The organism is Pseudobutyrivibrio xylanivorans (assembly GCF_008935055.1).
GTDB lineage: Bacteria > Bacillota > Clostridia > Lachnospirales > Lachnospiraceae > Pseudobutyrivibrio > Pseudobutyrivibrio xylanivorans_A.
Genome location: NZ_CP043028.1, coordinates 285,894 through 301,423, shown reverse-complemented (window position 1 = coordinate 301,423; position 15,530 = coordinate 285,894). Strand labels below are relative to the sequence as shown.

At 39.5% G+C, this 15,530-nt stretch carries 9 protein-coding genes; all 9 read left to right on the top strand.

The annotated features are described in order from the left end of the window. Positions 1-61: 61 nt before the first annotated feature. The gene (locus FXF36_RS01370; RefSeq protein ID WP_151625607.1) at positions 62-5,068 is read left to right on the top strand and encodes a SpaA isopeptide-forming pilin-related protein; all 5,007 of its coding nucleotides are present in this window, start codon (positions 62-64) and stop codon (positions 5,066-5,068) included. Between the two features lie 169 nt (positions 5,069-5,237). Further along, on the top strand, positions 5,238-6,110 hold the full coding sequence (locus tag FXF36_RS01365; RefSeq protein WP_151622108.1) for a class C sortase: 873 nt from the start codon (positions 5,238-5,240) through the stop codon (positions 6,108-6,110). Between the two features lie 2 nt (positions 6,111-6,112). After that, positions 6,113-7,000: a class C sortase gene (locus tag FXF36_RS01360; RefSeq protein WP_151622107.1), complete on the top strand. Its 888-nt coding sequence runs from the start codon at positions 6,113-6,115 to the stop codon at positions 6,998-7,000. A gap of 22 nt (positions 7,001-7,022) precedes the next feature. Beyond that, positions 7,023-8,030 carry a DUF5979 domain-containing protein gene (locus FXF36_RS01355; RefSeq protein WP_151622106.1) on the top strand — a complete coding sequence of 336 codons (1,008 nt, stop codon included), beginning with the start codon at positions 7,023-7,025 and terminating at the stop codon, positions 8,028-8,030. Between the two features lie 15 nt (positions 8,031-8,045). Then, entirely contained in the window at positions 8,046-8,624 is a 579-nt protein-coding gene (locus FXF36_RS01350) for a hypothetical protein (protein ID WP_151622105.1), read from the top strand. Beyond that, a complete protein-coding gene (locus FXF36_RS01345; protein ID WP_151622104.1) occupies positions 8,624-9,343 on the top strand; it encodes a hypothetical protein in 720 nt (239 codons plus the stop codon). Before FXF36_RS01350 ends, FXF36_RS01345 begins: the two co-directional genes overlap by 1 nt. A gap of 24 nt (positions 9,344-9,367) precedes the next feature. Next, positions 9,368-10,180 carry a hypothetical protein gene (locus FXF36_RS01340; protein ID WP_151622103.1) on the top strand — a complete coding sequence of 271 codons (813 nt, stop codon included), beginning with the start codon at positions 9,368-9,370 and terminating at the stop codon, positions 10,178-10,180. 1 nt (position 10,181) lies between these two features. Continuing rightward, positions 10,182-11,315, top strand: coding sequence for a hypothetical protein (locus tag FXF36_RS01335; protein WP_151622102.1), 1,134 nt, complete (start codon positions 10,182-10,184; stop codon positions 11,313-11,315). Positions 11,316-11,658: 343 nt separating this feature from the next. Next, positions 11,659-15,528 carry a DUF7604 domain-containing protein gene (locus tag FXF36_RS01330; RefSeq protein WP_151622101.1) on the top strand — a complete coding sequence of 1,290 codons (3,870 nt, stop codon included), beginning with the start codon at positions 11,659-11,661 and terminating at the stop codon, positions 15,526-15,528. The last annotated feature ends 2 nt before the right edge of the window (positions 15,529-15,530 follow it).

Genomic DNA, 15,530 nt, shown 5'->3' with positions numbered 1-15,530 from the left:
TTCAAAATTTAAACACAGTTTGTTCAAATTTATCGACCAACTAAGGAGAGAATAATTTTCTATGAAAAGGTATCTGGTTTTGAAGCGGGTAATGTCAGTCGCTGTTGCGGTTGCATTATTTGTTGCTGAGCCGATAGGAGCGTTTGCACAGCAGGCTGATGCAAGTGCTATGACGGCGGTCGCAGATGAGGCTATTGAAAAGGGAGAAATGAATATAGAATCAAACGAACCATCTGTTGACGACGCTGGCAGCTCTTCTGATGATGCTGCAGGGGAGGCAGGAAAGACCGATGCTGGTCTGTCAGGAGAGACACAGGCTGATAATTTGGGAGAACAGCCAGGTGCCGATTCAAAAAATGATGAAGATTTCTTAAATGACGATTTAAAAGAACAGGACAAGAGTAATACAGAGGATAATAATTCTGATTCAGAAAAGACATCAGATGAATCCTCTGAGGAGTCTTCTACTGAGGGTGATAATGAAGAAATAATTGAAGGAGAGATTGAGGGAGAAACAACTGAAGAGTGTGCGCATGCTAATTGCAAGTACACAAGTAATGGTGATGGCACACACTTAAAGCACTGCGTTGATTGCGGTGAAGAATTTATTGAGGCATGTGTTTTTGAAATGCCTAATGAGGAAGTGACAGAAGAAACTACTATAGTAGAAGCTAATGTAGAAGAGGCTACTATAGAAGAAAACAATACAGATGTTGTAGAGAATACAGAAGATACAATCAGTACTGAGGTTGTTGAAGAGGGTATTGAAAATATAGAAGCTACTGATAATACAAATATTGTTTGTCAGGATACAGTTGATGAAGTTTCATTATCTGAGAATGAGGAAGTAGCTCAGAAGATAGTAGATACAGAAATTAAAACAGATTTAAACAAAAGAACATGTATCTATTGTGGTTATGAAGAATTAATTGAAGAGGAAAATGAAGAGGACAAAACCTTTGAGGTTCAGGTAGGTGATTTTAAAATCACAGCCGTTGTTCCAGCAGGAGCTTTTGATCAGGATGTAGAGTTTAGAGCGGACAGAGTAACTCTTACTGAGCATCAGAAGCAGCTTGCAGATGAAGCCACAACTCCGGAGAATATTGACATGTATTATGCCTTTGATCTTCGTTTTGTTGTTTTATCAGAGGATGGAACTGAATACGAAGTTGAGCCTAATGAAGGCTATGCGGTAAATATTTCTATTGCTTCAGCAACAGAAGTTTTTGACGAGATTGTACATATTAACGATGATGATTCGATAGAAGTAATTGATGCTAGCATTTGTGAGGAAGCTTTGGAGTTCGAAGCTGAAGGTTTTTCTATCTATGCCCTAGAAGGTATTGGAGAGAATAACGTATTATACAAGAACTCAGCTTATGGTGCAGCATATTGCAGCAATGCCAGCTGGGCTTTTATAGCGCCTTTTGATAATGCTGAACGTAATGACAGATTTGCAATCCAGGTTCAGTTTAATGGTGCATACAAAAAGTTTGCTCCTTATTCAGATAATATAAAAGACTGCTTCATTTATGGTTCTAATGGTTCTGCCCATAAAGGACCTAATGGTGAATATCAGACTGATCCAAACTTTAAGTTCAACTTTGTTGCTCCTGAAAATTACTATATTAAGAGCATTGTTGTGGAGCGCGGATACGAGTTGGGAAGACTTGAATTTAATCCAGGTAACAATGCTACAAGCTATGAGTTTGAAGCACAGATGATTAGAACTGTAAACGGTCAGTTCAATAAAATCATTGTGGAGCTTGAGCCTGTTACAGCAGAGCTTACAGGGACAACCACAGTTGTTAATGGAGCCACACTTATTAATTATGTAAATAATACAAAGGTATTTGGTGAAGGCTTCTGGTTTATTACAGGTGGTAGTGGACAAAGAGATAACGATGGTGATCATTGCCACTATGGTCATGTATATCAGGGAGCTGCAGGTAATGTACTTGCCAACGGTCAGTTCTACCTTGCTAAGTATGGTCCTTATTCATCACATCCATTGTTCCCAAACAATGTGGTGAATTATCAATATAATAAATCAAATTACGATTATATTTCTAAAGCATACTATGATACTGGAGTTGTTTTCTCAAAGGATAAAGAAGGCTATTGGACAATCGACAGTAGCCAGGCTAAGTATGTTTATGATTCAAATCATAATCAGGTCGTTCCTAAAATGGGTGGTAGCCAGTTTAGACCATTTGAAAATGATGACAATCATTTTGGAATGATTCTTCCTATTAACTTTAGTGTTAATGACACTGGAACAACAAATGGTAAGGATACAGTATTCAAGTTCTCAGGTGACGACGATGTATATGTTTACATTGACGGAAAGCTTGTGCTTGATATTGGTGGTATTCATGATGCAGTAAAGGGACAGATTAATTTCAAGACAGGCGAGGTTTTAATCCAGGGTGATTACAACCAAGAGGGTCACATGCTTACATCGTCTCTTGATGAGAATTATTCTTGCTACTTTAAAAACTCAAATGGTGTTGAGGCAAAGGGCATTGGCACTACAAATATTTACAATATTCTTCCAGAGAATAATGTAAAGGAATTAAGCCAGAAGGAGCACGTTCTCACAGTTGTTTATTTCGAGCGTGGTGCTAATGTATCAAACTGTAAGATTAGCTACAACTTCACTAAGAACGAGACAAGAACTGTTGACTATGAGAACTTCAAGAAGGATGAAAAGGGTGCAGCTTTAGCAGGAGCAGAGTTCACACTTTTCACTGACGAGGCTTGTACAAAGATTGCAGAGATTGCAAATGGTCAGAGTGCAGTTACAGTTTCAGATCAGAATGGAACAATTTCATTTAAGGGCGTTGCTGCTGGAGTGATTCCAGATGGCGGAAACAGCTCTTCACGTGTTTATTATATGAAGGAAACAAATGCTCCAGAAGGGTACAAGACACCTGAGGCAGCTATTTGGAAGCTTACAGTTACTGCTTATTCAGATGGTGGAAAGTCTTATTCGCTTATTGCCTTAAACGATGCAGCTCAGTACTTGTCATTGGATGCATGGAATAATAAGGTTGGTGATGGCTGGACAGATGTTAAGGCAATTAAGAATCAGCTTGATGTTCCAGAAAAGACTTTCAGAATTACAAAGCATGTTTCTAATGGTACGGATGTGGTTCCTGATCCAGATGCAAGATACAAATTTGTCATGAAAAAGATTGTTGATAATGTATGGAATGTCATGGCAAATCAGACATATAAAATTGGCGACACGGAGTACATCACTGGGCAGGACGGAAGCTTTTACTTAAAAGCAGATGAGACGGCCATTTTCGAACATCTCTATGAAGATAAGTTTGTAATATGTGAGGTTGGTGTAGAATCTCAGAAATTTAAGTTATCTAGCTACAACACCAGAATTGTTGTAGATGATGATATGGCAAATGCAGTTTACTATGAGAGTTCATATGAAGCAGATAGATGGGTATATGTGGATTTCACAAACCTAGCTGCCAACACAAATGATCCTACTGTATTTGAGAAAAAGGTTGATTTCTATAATATGATGACCTTCACACTCCCACAGACTGGTGGCGGTGGAATTCATTTCTTCACAATCAGCGGAGTATTGTTAATGCTACTTGCGACGCTGTTATTAAATAAAGAATTAATAAATAAATACAAGGAGAAAAATGTAATGAAGAAATTCAAAAAAGTTATTGCTACTGCATTGGCAGCAGTAATGATGATGGCAATGAGCGTTACAGCTTTTGCCGCAGAGAACACAGCTTCAATCACTATACAGGGATTGAAGGACGATGCTACAGTTTATCTTTACACAGTAGCAACACTTAAGGACAACAAGGTTGATGTTAAGGATTGGGCAAAGAACTCTTATAAGTTCGATTACGCTGACAACACAGCTACTAATGTAACAGAGACAGCTATGACAGCTGATCAGGTTACAGCTATTAAGACTGCATTTGCTGGAGCAAACCTTAAAGCAGAGAAGACACTTAAGGCTTCAAACGGAGCTGTAACATTCACAGAACTTGAGGCTGGTGTATACTACATCGTTGCAACAAGTGAGCAGGCTACATACAGCCCAATGGTTACTGTTGCAATTACACGTGATAACAAGGGTAAGTACGTTGCTGCATCACAGACAGTGACAGCAAAGGGTACTGATAATGACCTTACAAAGACAGCTGATGATCAGTTTGTTCACAATGGTCAGGAAGTAAACTTCGAGATTACAAAGCAGATTCCTGATTTTGCAAATAAGTTTGTTGTTTACGATTATGCTACAAACCTTTCTGATTTAACACAGGTTGCTGTAAATGTAAATTATGCTGATGAAGATCATGCTTATTCGTTTACAAAGGTTTCTGAGGCAGACGGCGTTATTAAGTACGCTCTCGATTTAACAGAGGTTGTTTATGATGCTCAGACAAAGGAATTCAAGCATGATAATGCTGGAAAAACTCTTAAGATTACATATACAGCTACAGTAACATCACCAGAGTTTTATAAGAACGAGGCTACATATCAGGTAAATGATGGTGATGAGCTTGGAAGAATCACAGTAAATGGTTTCGAAGGTGATATCACACTTACAAAGACAGGTACAGATGGAAAGAAGCTTGCAGGTGCAAAGTTCACTCTTACAAAGAAGGGTAAGGCTGCAACTGATACAGAGCCAGCTGTAGAAGATAAGGTTCTTACATTTACATATGACTCTACAAAGAAGGAATATGTATATGATCCAGCTAGCACAAACACAGAGCTTGTAACAGGTGAGGAAGGTATCCTTAAGGTTACAGGTCTTGACGAGGGAACATATCAGTTTACAGAGACTGAGGCTCCACAGGGATACTCAATTAATGAAAACTATGAACAAATGACAAAGACAATTGGCGAGTCTACTCAATCAGTTCATGTGACATTAACTGTTGAGGATTCAACTCTTATCAAGCTCCCATTTACTGGTGGTATTGGTACAACAATCTTCACAGTACTTGGTGTTGCTATCATGGTTCTTGCAGCTGCACTTTACTTCGTAGCAATTCGCAAGAACGCTGTAAAGTAATAATCACTTAGTTTTAGAAGAACTTAGATATAAAAACTTCTTGTGGGTTATTTAAGGTAAACCCACAGGAAGTTCTATATATCATTTGCTCTCCCTAAATATTTAGGACACATTTATATGTTATGGTAATTAATGTGGTTAATTGTGCAGCATTAAGGAGAGGTCAGGTATGAAAGCATTTTTTAAAAGAAACTATAAGTTAATAGCGATTGGTGCTTTGATGATAGCTGGCTTGTCCTTGCTGCTGTATCCTCTTGCAGCAAACACTTGGAACAATCACGTGCAGTCTACATTGGTTAACAACTATGAGAATGCAGTTTCAAGTGCAATTGAAGAGGGAAAAATTAATACAGTTGAAGAGTTTGATAAGGCATATAGCTACAATGAGGAGCTTCTTCCAAGTATTCTGCCAGACTCCTTTGCTGAGGCAGAGGCCAATGGCACGGATGAATATTACATGAGTATCCTCAATGCCAACAATGATGGAATCATGGGTTATATTCAGATTCCAAGCATCAATGTGAAGCTTCCGATTTTCCATACAACGGATGAGGATGTGCTTCAGATTGGTGTAGGTCATTTGGAGGGCTCATCTCTTCCAGTTGGTGGTCCTAACACTCACTCAGTTCTTTCTGCTCACAGAGGTTTACCAAGTGCAACACTTTTCACAGACTTGGATAGGGTGAAGATTGGAGAAGACTTTTTCATCATCATTATGGATGAATATCTTGCTTATGAGGTAGATTCTATTGATGTTGTGGAGCCAGATGATACTCATCTGCTTGCAGTGGAAGAGGGGCAGGACTTATGTACACTTATCACCTGCACCCCTTATGGTGTAAACACCCAGCGTCTCATGGTAAGAGGGCATAGAGTTGAGTTCACACCGACTCTTTTGGCGGAGGCCAAGACACCAACCTTTGGAATGGTTAGCTTGCATACTAATTATCTGTTATGGGTAATTGTAGGGCTTTCTATAGTAGCAGTGTTTATTCTGATTTTGTTCCTGATAGATAGACATATCACTAAGAAGGGGGCATAACATTGAAACAAGGGCTAATTAAAGGCTTTATAATCCTGTTATTTTTGGTAGGAGTTGGAATTCTTTTGTATCCAACTATCTCTAATGAGTGGAATATTTATGTCCAAAGTCAGCTTATAAATAACTATGAGACTTCGGTTTCAAACATGACAGAAGCTGACTATTCTGAGCAGTGGAAGGCAGCAGAGGCTTTCAATGCAGAGATTACCGAAAATAAAATTGGCAACGATGCTTTTGGTACTGGTGCTGATGGTGATGCAATTACACCAACAGATCAGTTTTTGAACTCGCAATATTACTCAGTGCTAAATGTAAATGGTGATGGCATAATGGGATATCTTTCTATTCCAAAGATTAATCTCAAGCTGTCTATTGTGCATGGCACTTTTGATGAATATATTCAGACTGCTGTAGGTCATATGAATGGCACAGCGCTTCCTATTGGTGGTGAAGGAACACATTCCGTCATCGTAGGACATAGAGGCCTTCCTTCAGCGGAACTTTTTACTAACCTGGATCAGTTGAAGGCTGGCGATAAGTTCTATATCCATGTATTGGATAAGACTTTGGCTTATGAAGTGGATCAGGTTTATCCAATGATTGAAGCTGAAGATCTTGATTCTCTTTCCAATGCAATGTCTGTTGTGCCTGGAAAAGATTATGTGACCTTGTTCACCTGCACACCATATGGTGTAAACACTCACCGTTTGCTTGTTAGAGGAACTCGAGTTGAGTATTTAGGTGAGGATGAGGTTCCTAAGGGAACAGACGCAGTTGTTGAAACAGTAAAGAATTACTATTTGATTTTTACTATCGCAGGTTTTATTGTTGCGATTATCATAATTTCAATTATCAGATTAGTTTTTAAGAAAAGGAATGCTAAAGCTTAGGGATTTTAATGTGAGAGGTTTAGTGGTTAAGAGAAAAAGTATCATAGCGGCTGTGCTTGTGGCAGTGCTTGCGGTATCAGGCTTTGGCGTGTACAGAACTCAGGCAGCGGGAAAGATTGACGAGAATAAACAGTGCACGGTTACTGTTAAGAATCCTATCTCAGGTTACGCGGGAGTAATCGAGGTTAATTTCTACAAGGTTGCTGATATGGATTCGACGGGTCAGTTTAAGACCACAGGAGTTCTGACAGATGAACAGCTTAAATCTTTAAACAATGCCACAGCGGAAACTCAAAATGAGTTGGCAAAGGATGCTTATGAAGCGTTGAATCTTGGCAAAGAGAATGCAGCCTCTCCAACAAAGGTTTTATCCTTTGATATGAGTAATTCAAGTCAGGTCACAAATAATATCGACAGAGCAATGTATCTTTGCGTTCCTCAGACTGCGTTTGATACTACTACTCAATACAACTTTGAATATTATTTAGTTTCAGTTCCATCAAGCAATTACATTCAATCAACGAAGGTTGATGAATCTGGAAATATTGTTTCGGATTCCGATGATTCATGGAACTATAATGTGGAGCTTCTTTTGAAGTCAAAGGCTAGTCAGCGCTTTGGAAAACTTGAGATTGCAAAGACTCTGAAGACTTTCAATCAATCCCTTGGAACAGCAAGCTTTGTTTTTGAGGTTGAGGGCGTTGACGAAAGCGGTAAAACAATATTAAGCAATGTTTACACTATGAACTTTGATAGTGCAAAAACAGATAGCATTGTTATTGATAATATTCCAGCTGGAACAGTATGCCATGTTACAGAGGTATATTCTGGTGCAAGCTACACAGAAGTGGCAGTTCCTGTTGAGAATGCCTCTGAAGAGGGAGTGACAATTATTGCAGATGACACAGTTTCTGTAGAGTTTGTAAATGATTATGATAATAGACTTGAGGTGGGTGGAGTCAGTGTTGAGAACCACTTCGAGAAGTCTGGAGAGACAGAGTTCAAATGGAAAGGCTCCAATGCAAATTAAAAGGAGGTAGCTCATATGAAATTTAAAAAGTATATGCTTGTTGCTGCCGCACTTTTAATTATTGGCGGTGTTGCTGTTAAACCTGCAATGGCATATTTTACAGATTCACACGAGACTACAGGTAGTATTCAGATTAGCCTTGGAGATTCAAAGCTTACACCTAAGGATTCTGCTGATGGCTTGCTTAAGACTGTATCAGTTACAAATACGAGTAACTATGATGCTTTTGTGCGCGTAAAAGCTATTTACAGTAAGAATTTCTCAGCCGCTATTACTGATAAAGCAAAGGAAAATGGCTGGTCAGAGAAGGATGGCTATTTCTATTACGCGCCAGTATTGGCTGCTGGAGAGTCCACACCGGATTTAAAAATCCAGATTTCTGTTGTGGATAACTCAATTGCGGATAGCTTTAACGTGGTGATAATTGAAGAAGCTACCAGAGTTATATATGATTCCGAAGGCAATACAAGCTGTGATTGGAATAGCAAGGTTATGAATCGCGAGGATTATGATGCTAAATTCCGAAATACACAGACTCAGGAGGAAACGTCCACTGAAGATGAAGAAATAGATAATGAGGAGGTAAGCAACTAATGAAGAAAAAGTTTGTGAATCCTCTTATTGTTTTAGCAGCAGGACTTATTATTGTTGGCGCAAGTTCAGTTGGTGCAACGCGAGCAGCCATGACTTATTCCAATGAAGCGGAGCAGGTTGATTTTTCTACATCAAATCTTGCTGTAGATATTCAGGAAAAGCAGGATGATAAGTATCAGAGCGTTGCAGAAGGGGCTTTGACATTTCCAGCAATTGCCTCAGACATGAATTTAGGAAGCTTCAAAATCGGAAAGACCTATCCAGAAGAAGTTCAGGTAGTGAACACTTCCACAGGAAATTATGCCGAGTATGTTCGCGTGATGGTTCGACGCAGCTGGACAGATGAGAAAGGCACAAAGGATACTGTTTTAGACCCTTCGCTTATAAAGCTTGGCACATCAGAGGGCTGGCTTGAGGACAAGGCAGATGCAACTACTGAGGAACAGGCATTTTATCTTGCGAAGCCTCTCAAAAAGGGAGAGAGCGCACAGTTTCTTGAAACTATCACAATTGATAATCAGGTTGTAACTTACGTGAAGACTGTTGACGGCGATGTGGCAGGAACAGTTGTTAACGAGTATAAATACGATGGTAAGCGATTCTTTGTTGAGTTAAGAGTTGATGCGGTGCAGACTCACAATGCTTCTGAGGCAATCCTTGGAGCCTGGGGCGTGAAAGCATCCCTTGATTCAAATGGAAATATCATTTCAATTAATTAATTTGCGACTGATAGGAGCTATGAAATGAAAAAGTTATATTTAAATATGGTTCTTGCCCTTACGGTTGCAGTTACAAGCTTTGGTTTGGCAGGAATCACTGCTAAGGCAGAGACACAGACAGTTGACTGGTCTGTTACATATACAGGAAGTTCTATTACTTCCACATATGACAGGGACAAGGCAGCTATTGAAAATACAATGCCTGGCGATACAATTTCATATTCAGTAGAATTCGAGAATGCCAGTAAAGAGGCTGCTGAGTTCTATATGAGTGCTGACGTTGTGAAGACTCTGGAGGAGGGCTCAAGAGCTACAGGTGGTGCCTACTCCTACAAGATTACAAGCTCACTTAGCAATACACCGCTTTTTGATAGTCAGGTTGTTGGCGGAGACGCTGGTTCAGCAGAGGATGTTTTGGTTGGACTTGAGCAGGTCAATGGTTCAAAGAGTAAAAGCGAGGAGGCTTATCTTTCTCTTGGAACAGTTGATTCAGGGGCAAAGGGTACAGTTACTGTGACTGTAGTTTTAGACGGAAACTCACAGTCAAATATATACATGAATACCTTAGGAACTCTTGAAATCAAGTTCGGAGCTCAGCCTGTTTCAAATGAGAAGCTCGTGGAACACAAGAAGGTAATCGAAAAGCTTACACAGCTTATTCCTGGAGAGACCGAAATAGTCCTTTTAGATGGAGGGGTTCCTGTTACTGGTGGAAATCCAAAGACAGGTGATTCAGTTCTTCCACTTGTTTTATGTGGATGCGCACTATTTATTGGACTTTTATTCATATTCATGTATTTCAAAATGACAAAAGAAGAGAAAGAGGAGGTAGCCTAGTATGAGATATTCAAAAAAGCTACTGAGCTTTATTCTTTCTTTTGCATTTGTGTTTGCGCTTGCATTTGCCAATCCAGTAAATGCCAATGCAGCGGAATACACATACAGAATAAAGATTTATCTTGGAAATAATGCCGATGCTTCTTTCAATGAGGCAGCAGTCGCTGAGTTATGCGAAAAATACGAGATTGAGTTGGCTTCGACTCAGCTTGAAATCAAGGGTCTGAAATATGGTCAGAATATTGATATTGACGTAGATTCACTTATCTCTATATCACCAAATGCCCAGACCGGAACTGCAAAATATTACCTAGCAGGTCTTAGAGTATCTGGTGGTGATGCTATTATCACACAGGCTAAGCTTGATAGTGAAAAGCACATGGATGTTAGGGCAAGCTTTTCAATAAAGGGTGACGAGAGCTATGTGGCAGCTTATGGCGTTGGCGAGGCCATCCCTTATGAGGTTAGATACGTAGATGAGGATGGTAATGCATTACTGCCAGCGGATACATATTTTGCTGCTCTTGGCGAGAAGGTTCTAGTGCCAGCAAAGCATGTGGATGGATATTATCCTGATGCCTACTATAGAACTGCTTCGAAGGGTTTGCAGCAGGGCACAGTTTTCACATTCAACTACAAGAAGTCCACTAAGGAGACAATAGTAGTTACTGACACTGAGTACGAGACTGAGACAATTTATGAGCAGCCAGTATACGAGTATCAGTATTCAAGACTTGATAACAGAACCGGTGACAACGATCAGACTGGTACAGCAAGCAACCGTAGATCTCGAGGTAATGGCACTGGTGGAGATGCGGATGCAGAACAGTCTGATTCAGATGCAGCAGAAGGTTCAGCTCAGTCAGATGAGAATCAGAACACAGATAGCGCTGAAATATCAGATGATGAGACTCCAACAGATATCATTGATATTGACGAGGAAGAGGTAGCAAAGTTTGCATCAGGCGAAGAAGCCGTTCATCGCAATATCATGCTCGCTATAATCCTTGCAATCATAGCAATTCTGGTTATTATTATCACATTTATCCTAATTGCCAAAAATAAGAAAAAGGTTCCAGTGATGATTCAGAAATCAGATGCAGAGAAAACGGATGAAAAGTTAAAAAATGAATAATCGTTATTGAAATACAATTTTCTATAACCGATGATTTTAGCCTTGGGCGTTATAGCCTAAGGCTATTTTTGTGCCCATTTTTAGAACTGTGGGGTAAAAGTTATTAGGTTGAGGAGTTCACATCACGTTCATAAATTGTGTATTAAACAAGAAAACTTCTTGCCAAAATCTGACAATAGCTGCCAGTTCACAGACTTGTCACAAAATAATTGATATAGTCATCCTACAAAAGTTACTTCGAGTAACAAAGTTATATTTTGTAACAGAAAACGTTATTGTGAGTAACAGTTTTTTGAAGAGTAATTTAGTAATCAGTGGCAAGGTTTTAGTGAGGAAGAATCATATGAAAAGAAAGTCATTATTCAATAGAATCATCTCATTAAGCATCGTGGCAGCTTTATATATTTCGATGTCAGCATCAGCATTTGCTGAGATTGAAGAAGCAGAGATTCCTGTGGAAGAAGCGATGACAGAGAATGCAACTACCTCAGAGGAACAGGTCACTGAAGCTGTTGATGAAGAGGCTGCTGAAGCATCGGAGGAATCAGTTACAGAAAAAGTAGATAATCAAACTACTGAAACTGAAACTACTGAAACTGAAACAGATTCCACTTCACCTGAGGACGAAGTTCCTACTGAGGATGAGACAGAAGAAACGCCAGGGTTGATAAATGAAATCATTGATGCAGTGAAGGAACTCATTTCTCCGACAGATGAAGAAGCAGAACTTACTGAAGAGCCTGAATCTGAAGAGCCAGCAGAGGGAGATACATATTTCAAAATCATCATGAGAGATTATGGTACCCAAGTAAAGGTAACATACGAATATGTGATGAATGAAGAGACTGGTGAGCTGGAAGCAATAGTAAAAGATGAGCTTGAAGGTGAATTTGATGAAGATGGAAATCTTATAGAGAAAGAGGAAGAAGAGAAACCTGAACATGAATTCATATACACATCCAACAAGGATGGCACTCATACAGTAAAGTGTAGCGAGTGTGACATGGAAGAGTACACAGAATCCTGTGAGTATGATGAGAACGGTGTATGTATCCACTGCGAATGGAAAAGACTTCCAGATCCAGTACTTGTTTATGAAGACGAGGAAGTAATCGTAACAGTATCTGGTGCGGTTCCAGAAAATGCAGACCTAAAGGTAACACCAATCAAGAAAGAGAACGAGGAGACAAAGGAAGCCTATGAATCAGTTGAACAGAGACTTGTAGATGAGACAGACATTGAAGAATATGACTCATATGGATTCTTAGCATATGATATTTCATTTATTGAAATAGAGACTGGAAACGAAATTGAACCAAGTGATGATGTCACAGTAATGATGGAGTACAAGCAGGCAGTTAAACCTGTAGTTGTGGAAAATCCTGACGATTGTACAACTGAAGTTGAAATGGTTCATTTCAATGAGGAAGAGAACAAGCTTGAGAATCTTACAGAAGATGGAAGAGCAAGCTTAAAGCTGGAAAATGACAGTGCTCTTACTAAAGCAGAATTTACAAGCAACAGCTTCTCGACTTATGTAATTAAGTGGTCGTCAACGATAAATACAAAATACATAAAGATTATTACTTCGTACTATACTAAAGATAATGTTGAGATGGAGGAATTCTCTACAAATGAAATAACATTCCCATTAAGTAGTGAGACTTCAACAGAAACGATTATTAAAAATAGCAGCTTCGCTCCAGCAAAAGATGGCTACAGATTCTTAAGAGCAGAGTTGAAGGTTAATGATGAGTACAAGGAAATAGATCGATTTAAATATCGTTATTCATACGGCAACAAGTGGATAAGGGGATACTTAGGAGAGTCAACGACTGTTGGCAATGAAGTTGAATTAGTAAGTGATGAAAGCAAAGCAACTCGATTGTACTTGTCTATCATATACGAGAAGGATGCAGCGCTAAGCATCATGAAAAAGGCAACAGGAACTGCAGCAACAGATACGGATACAGCGTACATCTTTAAACTACTGAAGGCTGATGGAACAGCGGTCGGAGAAAAAGCATTCTTTGTTGGAACTGAGAGACGTTATACAGATGCTGAAGGAAAGTTTTTATTAAAGACTGGTCAAAGCGCTGACTTTGCACTTACCTCAACACCAGCGGGAGCATATCAGGTAATTGAAGAAGGAGTTAGTGGTGAGGCTTATACACTGGGAGATTTTACTACAAAAACTTTTGTAGACGGAACAGAAATAAATAGGTATGACCCAGGAACGATAGGAGGTCGAAAAGTTGACATAACTGTTACTGAATCAGAATGTACCCATGTAGTATTTAAGAATCTTCTTACATACACAGAGATTGATTATCAGAAACCAGAGGAGCTTTCAAAGTTCATTCGTTATAACGGTGATGATAATTACGACCTAGGAGTGAAATTTTCACCTCCTGCTTATGACTACACAACAGTTATTTCCAACGAGGAAATCGTAGATACAATGGAGCCTACTAAGGTTGACATCGTGCTTGTAGTCGATAAGTCAGGTTCTATGGGAAATAAGGTTAATGGAGTTAAACGAATAGTTCATGTTAAGGAGGCAGTTGAAACTCTTAGAGATGTAATTCAGACAAAGCGAAATGTAGATGCATCTTGGAAGGTTGTTTACTTTGATTACAACGCATCGGGAGATGATGTGAATTCGGCTTGGAGATCAAACAGTGGATTTACCATCAGCACAAGTACAGATGGTGCAACTAATTACGAAGCAGGACTTAAACGAGCAAAGAATATTACAGCTACCAAGCGAGAGGGCACAGACAAGACCATCGTAATCTTCCTGACAGATGGAGAGCCTACTAATTACGGAACTGGTCAGGGATATGGAGGCAGATTTGATCCGACAGCATATTTCAAAGCAAAAGCAGTAGCAAGACAGCTTACTTGTGATTCCTTCTACACAATAGGCGTAGATTTCAAGGATACTACATTCAAGTTTACTGAAGAGGATGGCTCAAGTGTTGCATTAAAGCCTAGAGAAGTTTTGGAACGTATTTCTGAGGCAGCTTCAAATGTAAGCGATAAGAGTGTTTCAACAGTTAAGTCATCTGAGGTTGCAGCATTATTCAAAAATCTTGCAGGAAGAATTGTTTCAAAACCTTCAGGAAGTGAGGATGAAACAGAAGTAAAGAATAGAGCCAGCAATGTAACAATTACAGATACACTTAGTGATTACGCAGAACCAGTAACAGGCTCACAATTCTACATAAGTGTTGATGTGGATGGTGTTGATATCTGGAACAATCCAGCATATGTTTCGGCTCAGCAAAACGGAGTCATCGGTGATGCAAACAATCCAGAAGGAACAGAAGCATACTTCGATGTGATTGACGGAGGTGCCACATATCATCTGACTGCAAAGTATGATGTGAGAACCAAGACAGTGACTCTTGATTTTCCAGATGATTACAAGGTTAATCCTGAATATGGTTACAAGGTTGTATTCATGAATATTGTTCCAACTGATTTAGCATATTCAGAATTCATCAGCAGTGGGTACAATGCAGAAGGTGAGACCGACACAGACAATGCATCCGTAGATGAAGAAAATTGGACTTCTGAAGGAAAGGCTGGATTCCGTTCGAACACAGTAGGAAAGGTTGTATATGACTACAGAGGTGAAGTAGGAGCAGAAAGATTCTTCAATCATCCAGTACTGCAGGTACACATCAAGAACGTTTGGGAAATCTACAAAACAAACGAAGATGGTAGCAGAAAGCTTGCAACAGCAGTATTCGAGCTGAAGGAAGATGGAACAGATAATTCATACACAGGCGTCAGCTCATCTGATGAGGATAAGTTAGGACTTATCGAGTGGACTCTTGGTACTGATCAAGAGATTGCAGTAAATAAGACCTACATCCTTTCAGAGTTGGCAGCACCTGCGGGATTTGCCAAGAGTGATGAAACCTGGAAGATACAGCTTGATGTAAACAATGTACCAACTGTTATACCAGTGAATGCAGAGGGGGTTGAGCAGACACAGATAGTTGTGGAGCCTGAAATCAATAGAAGTGTTATCACCTACAGGTTCTACTTTAAGAATTTTGCTCATGCTTATGAGCTACCAGAGACAGGTGGAAACGGAATTTACAGAACAACAGCATTAGGTTTGGTATTCATGATGACATCTGTATTCCTCTTCTATAGAAACAGAAAAAAATCCAAAGCGTTTTGTAAATATCGTAATTAAGG

Coding starts and splice junctions, on each gene's coding strand:
- FXF36_RS01370 (WP_151625607.1), top strand. CDS start 62: ATGAAAAGGTATCTGGTTTTGAAGCGGGTAATGTCAGTCGCTGTTGCG.
- FXF36_RS01365 (WP_151622108.1), top strand. CDS start 5,238: ATGAAAGCATTTTTTAAAAGAAACTATAAGTTAATAGCGATTGGTGCT.
- FXF36_RS01350 (WP_151622105.1), top strand. CDS start 8,046: ATGAAATTTAAAAAGTATATGCTTGTTGCTGCCGCACTTTTAATTATT.
- FXF36_RS01345 (WP_151622104.1), top strand. CDS start 8,624: ATGAAGAAAAAGTTTGTGAATCCTCTTATTGTTTTAGCAGCAGGACTT.
- FXF36_RS01340 (WP_151622103.1), top strand. CDS start 9,368: ATGAAAAAGTTATATTTAAATATGGTTCTTGCCCTTACGGTTGCAGTT.
- FXF36_RS01335 (WP_151622102.1), top strand. CDS start 10,182: ATGAGATATTCAAAAAAGCTACTGAGCTTTATTCTTTCTTTTGCATTT.
- FXF36_RS01330 (WP_151622101.1), top strand. CDS start 11,659: ATGAAAAGAAAGTCATTATTCAATAGAATCATCTCATTAAGCATCGTG.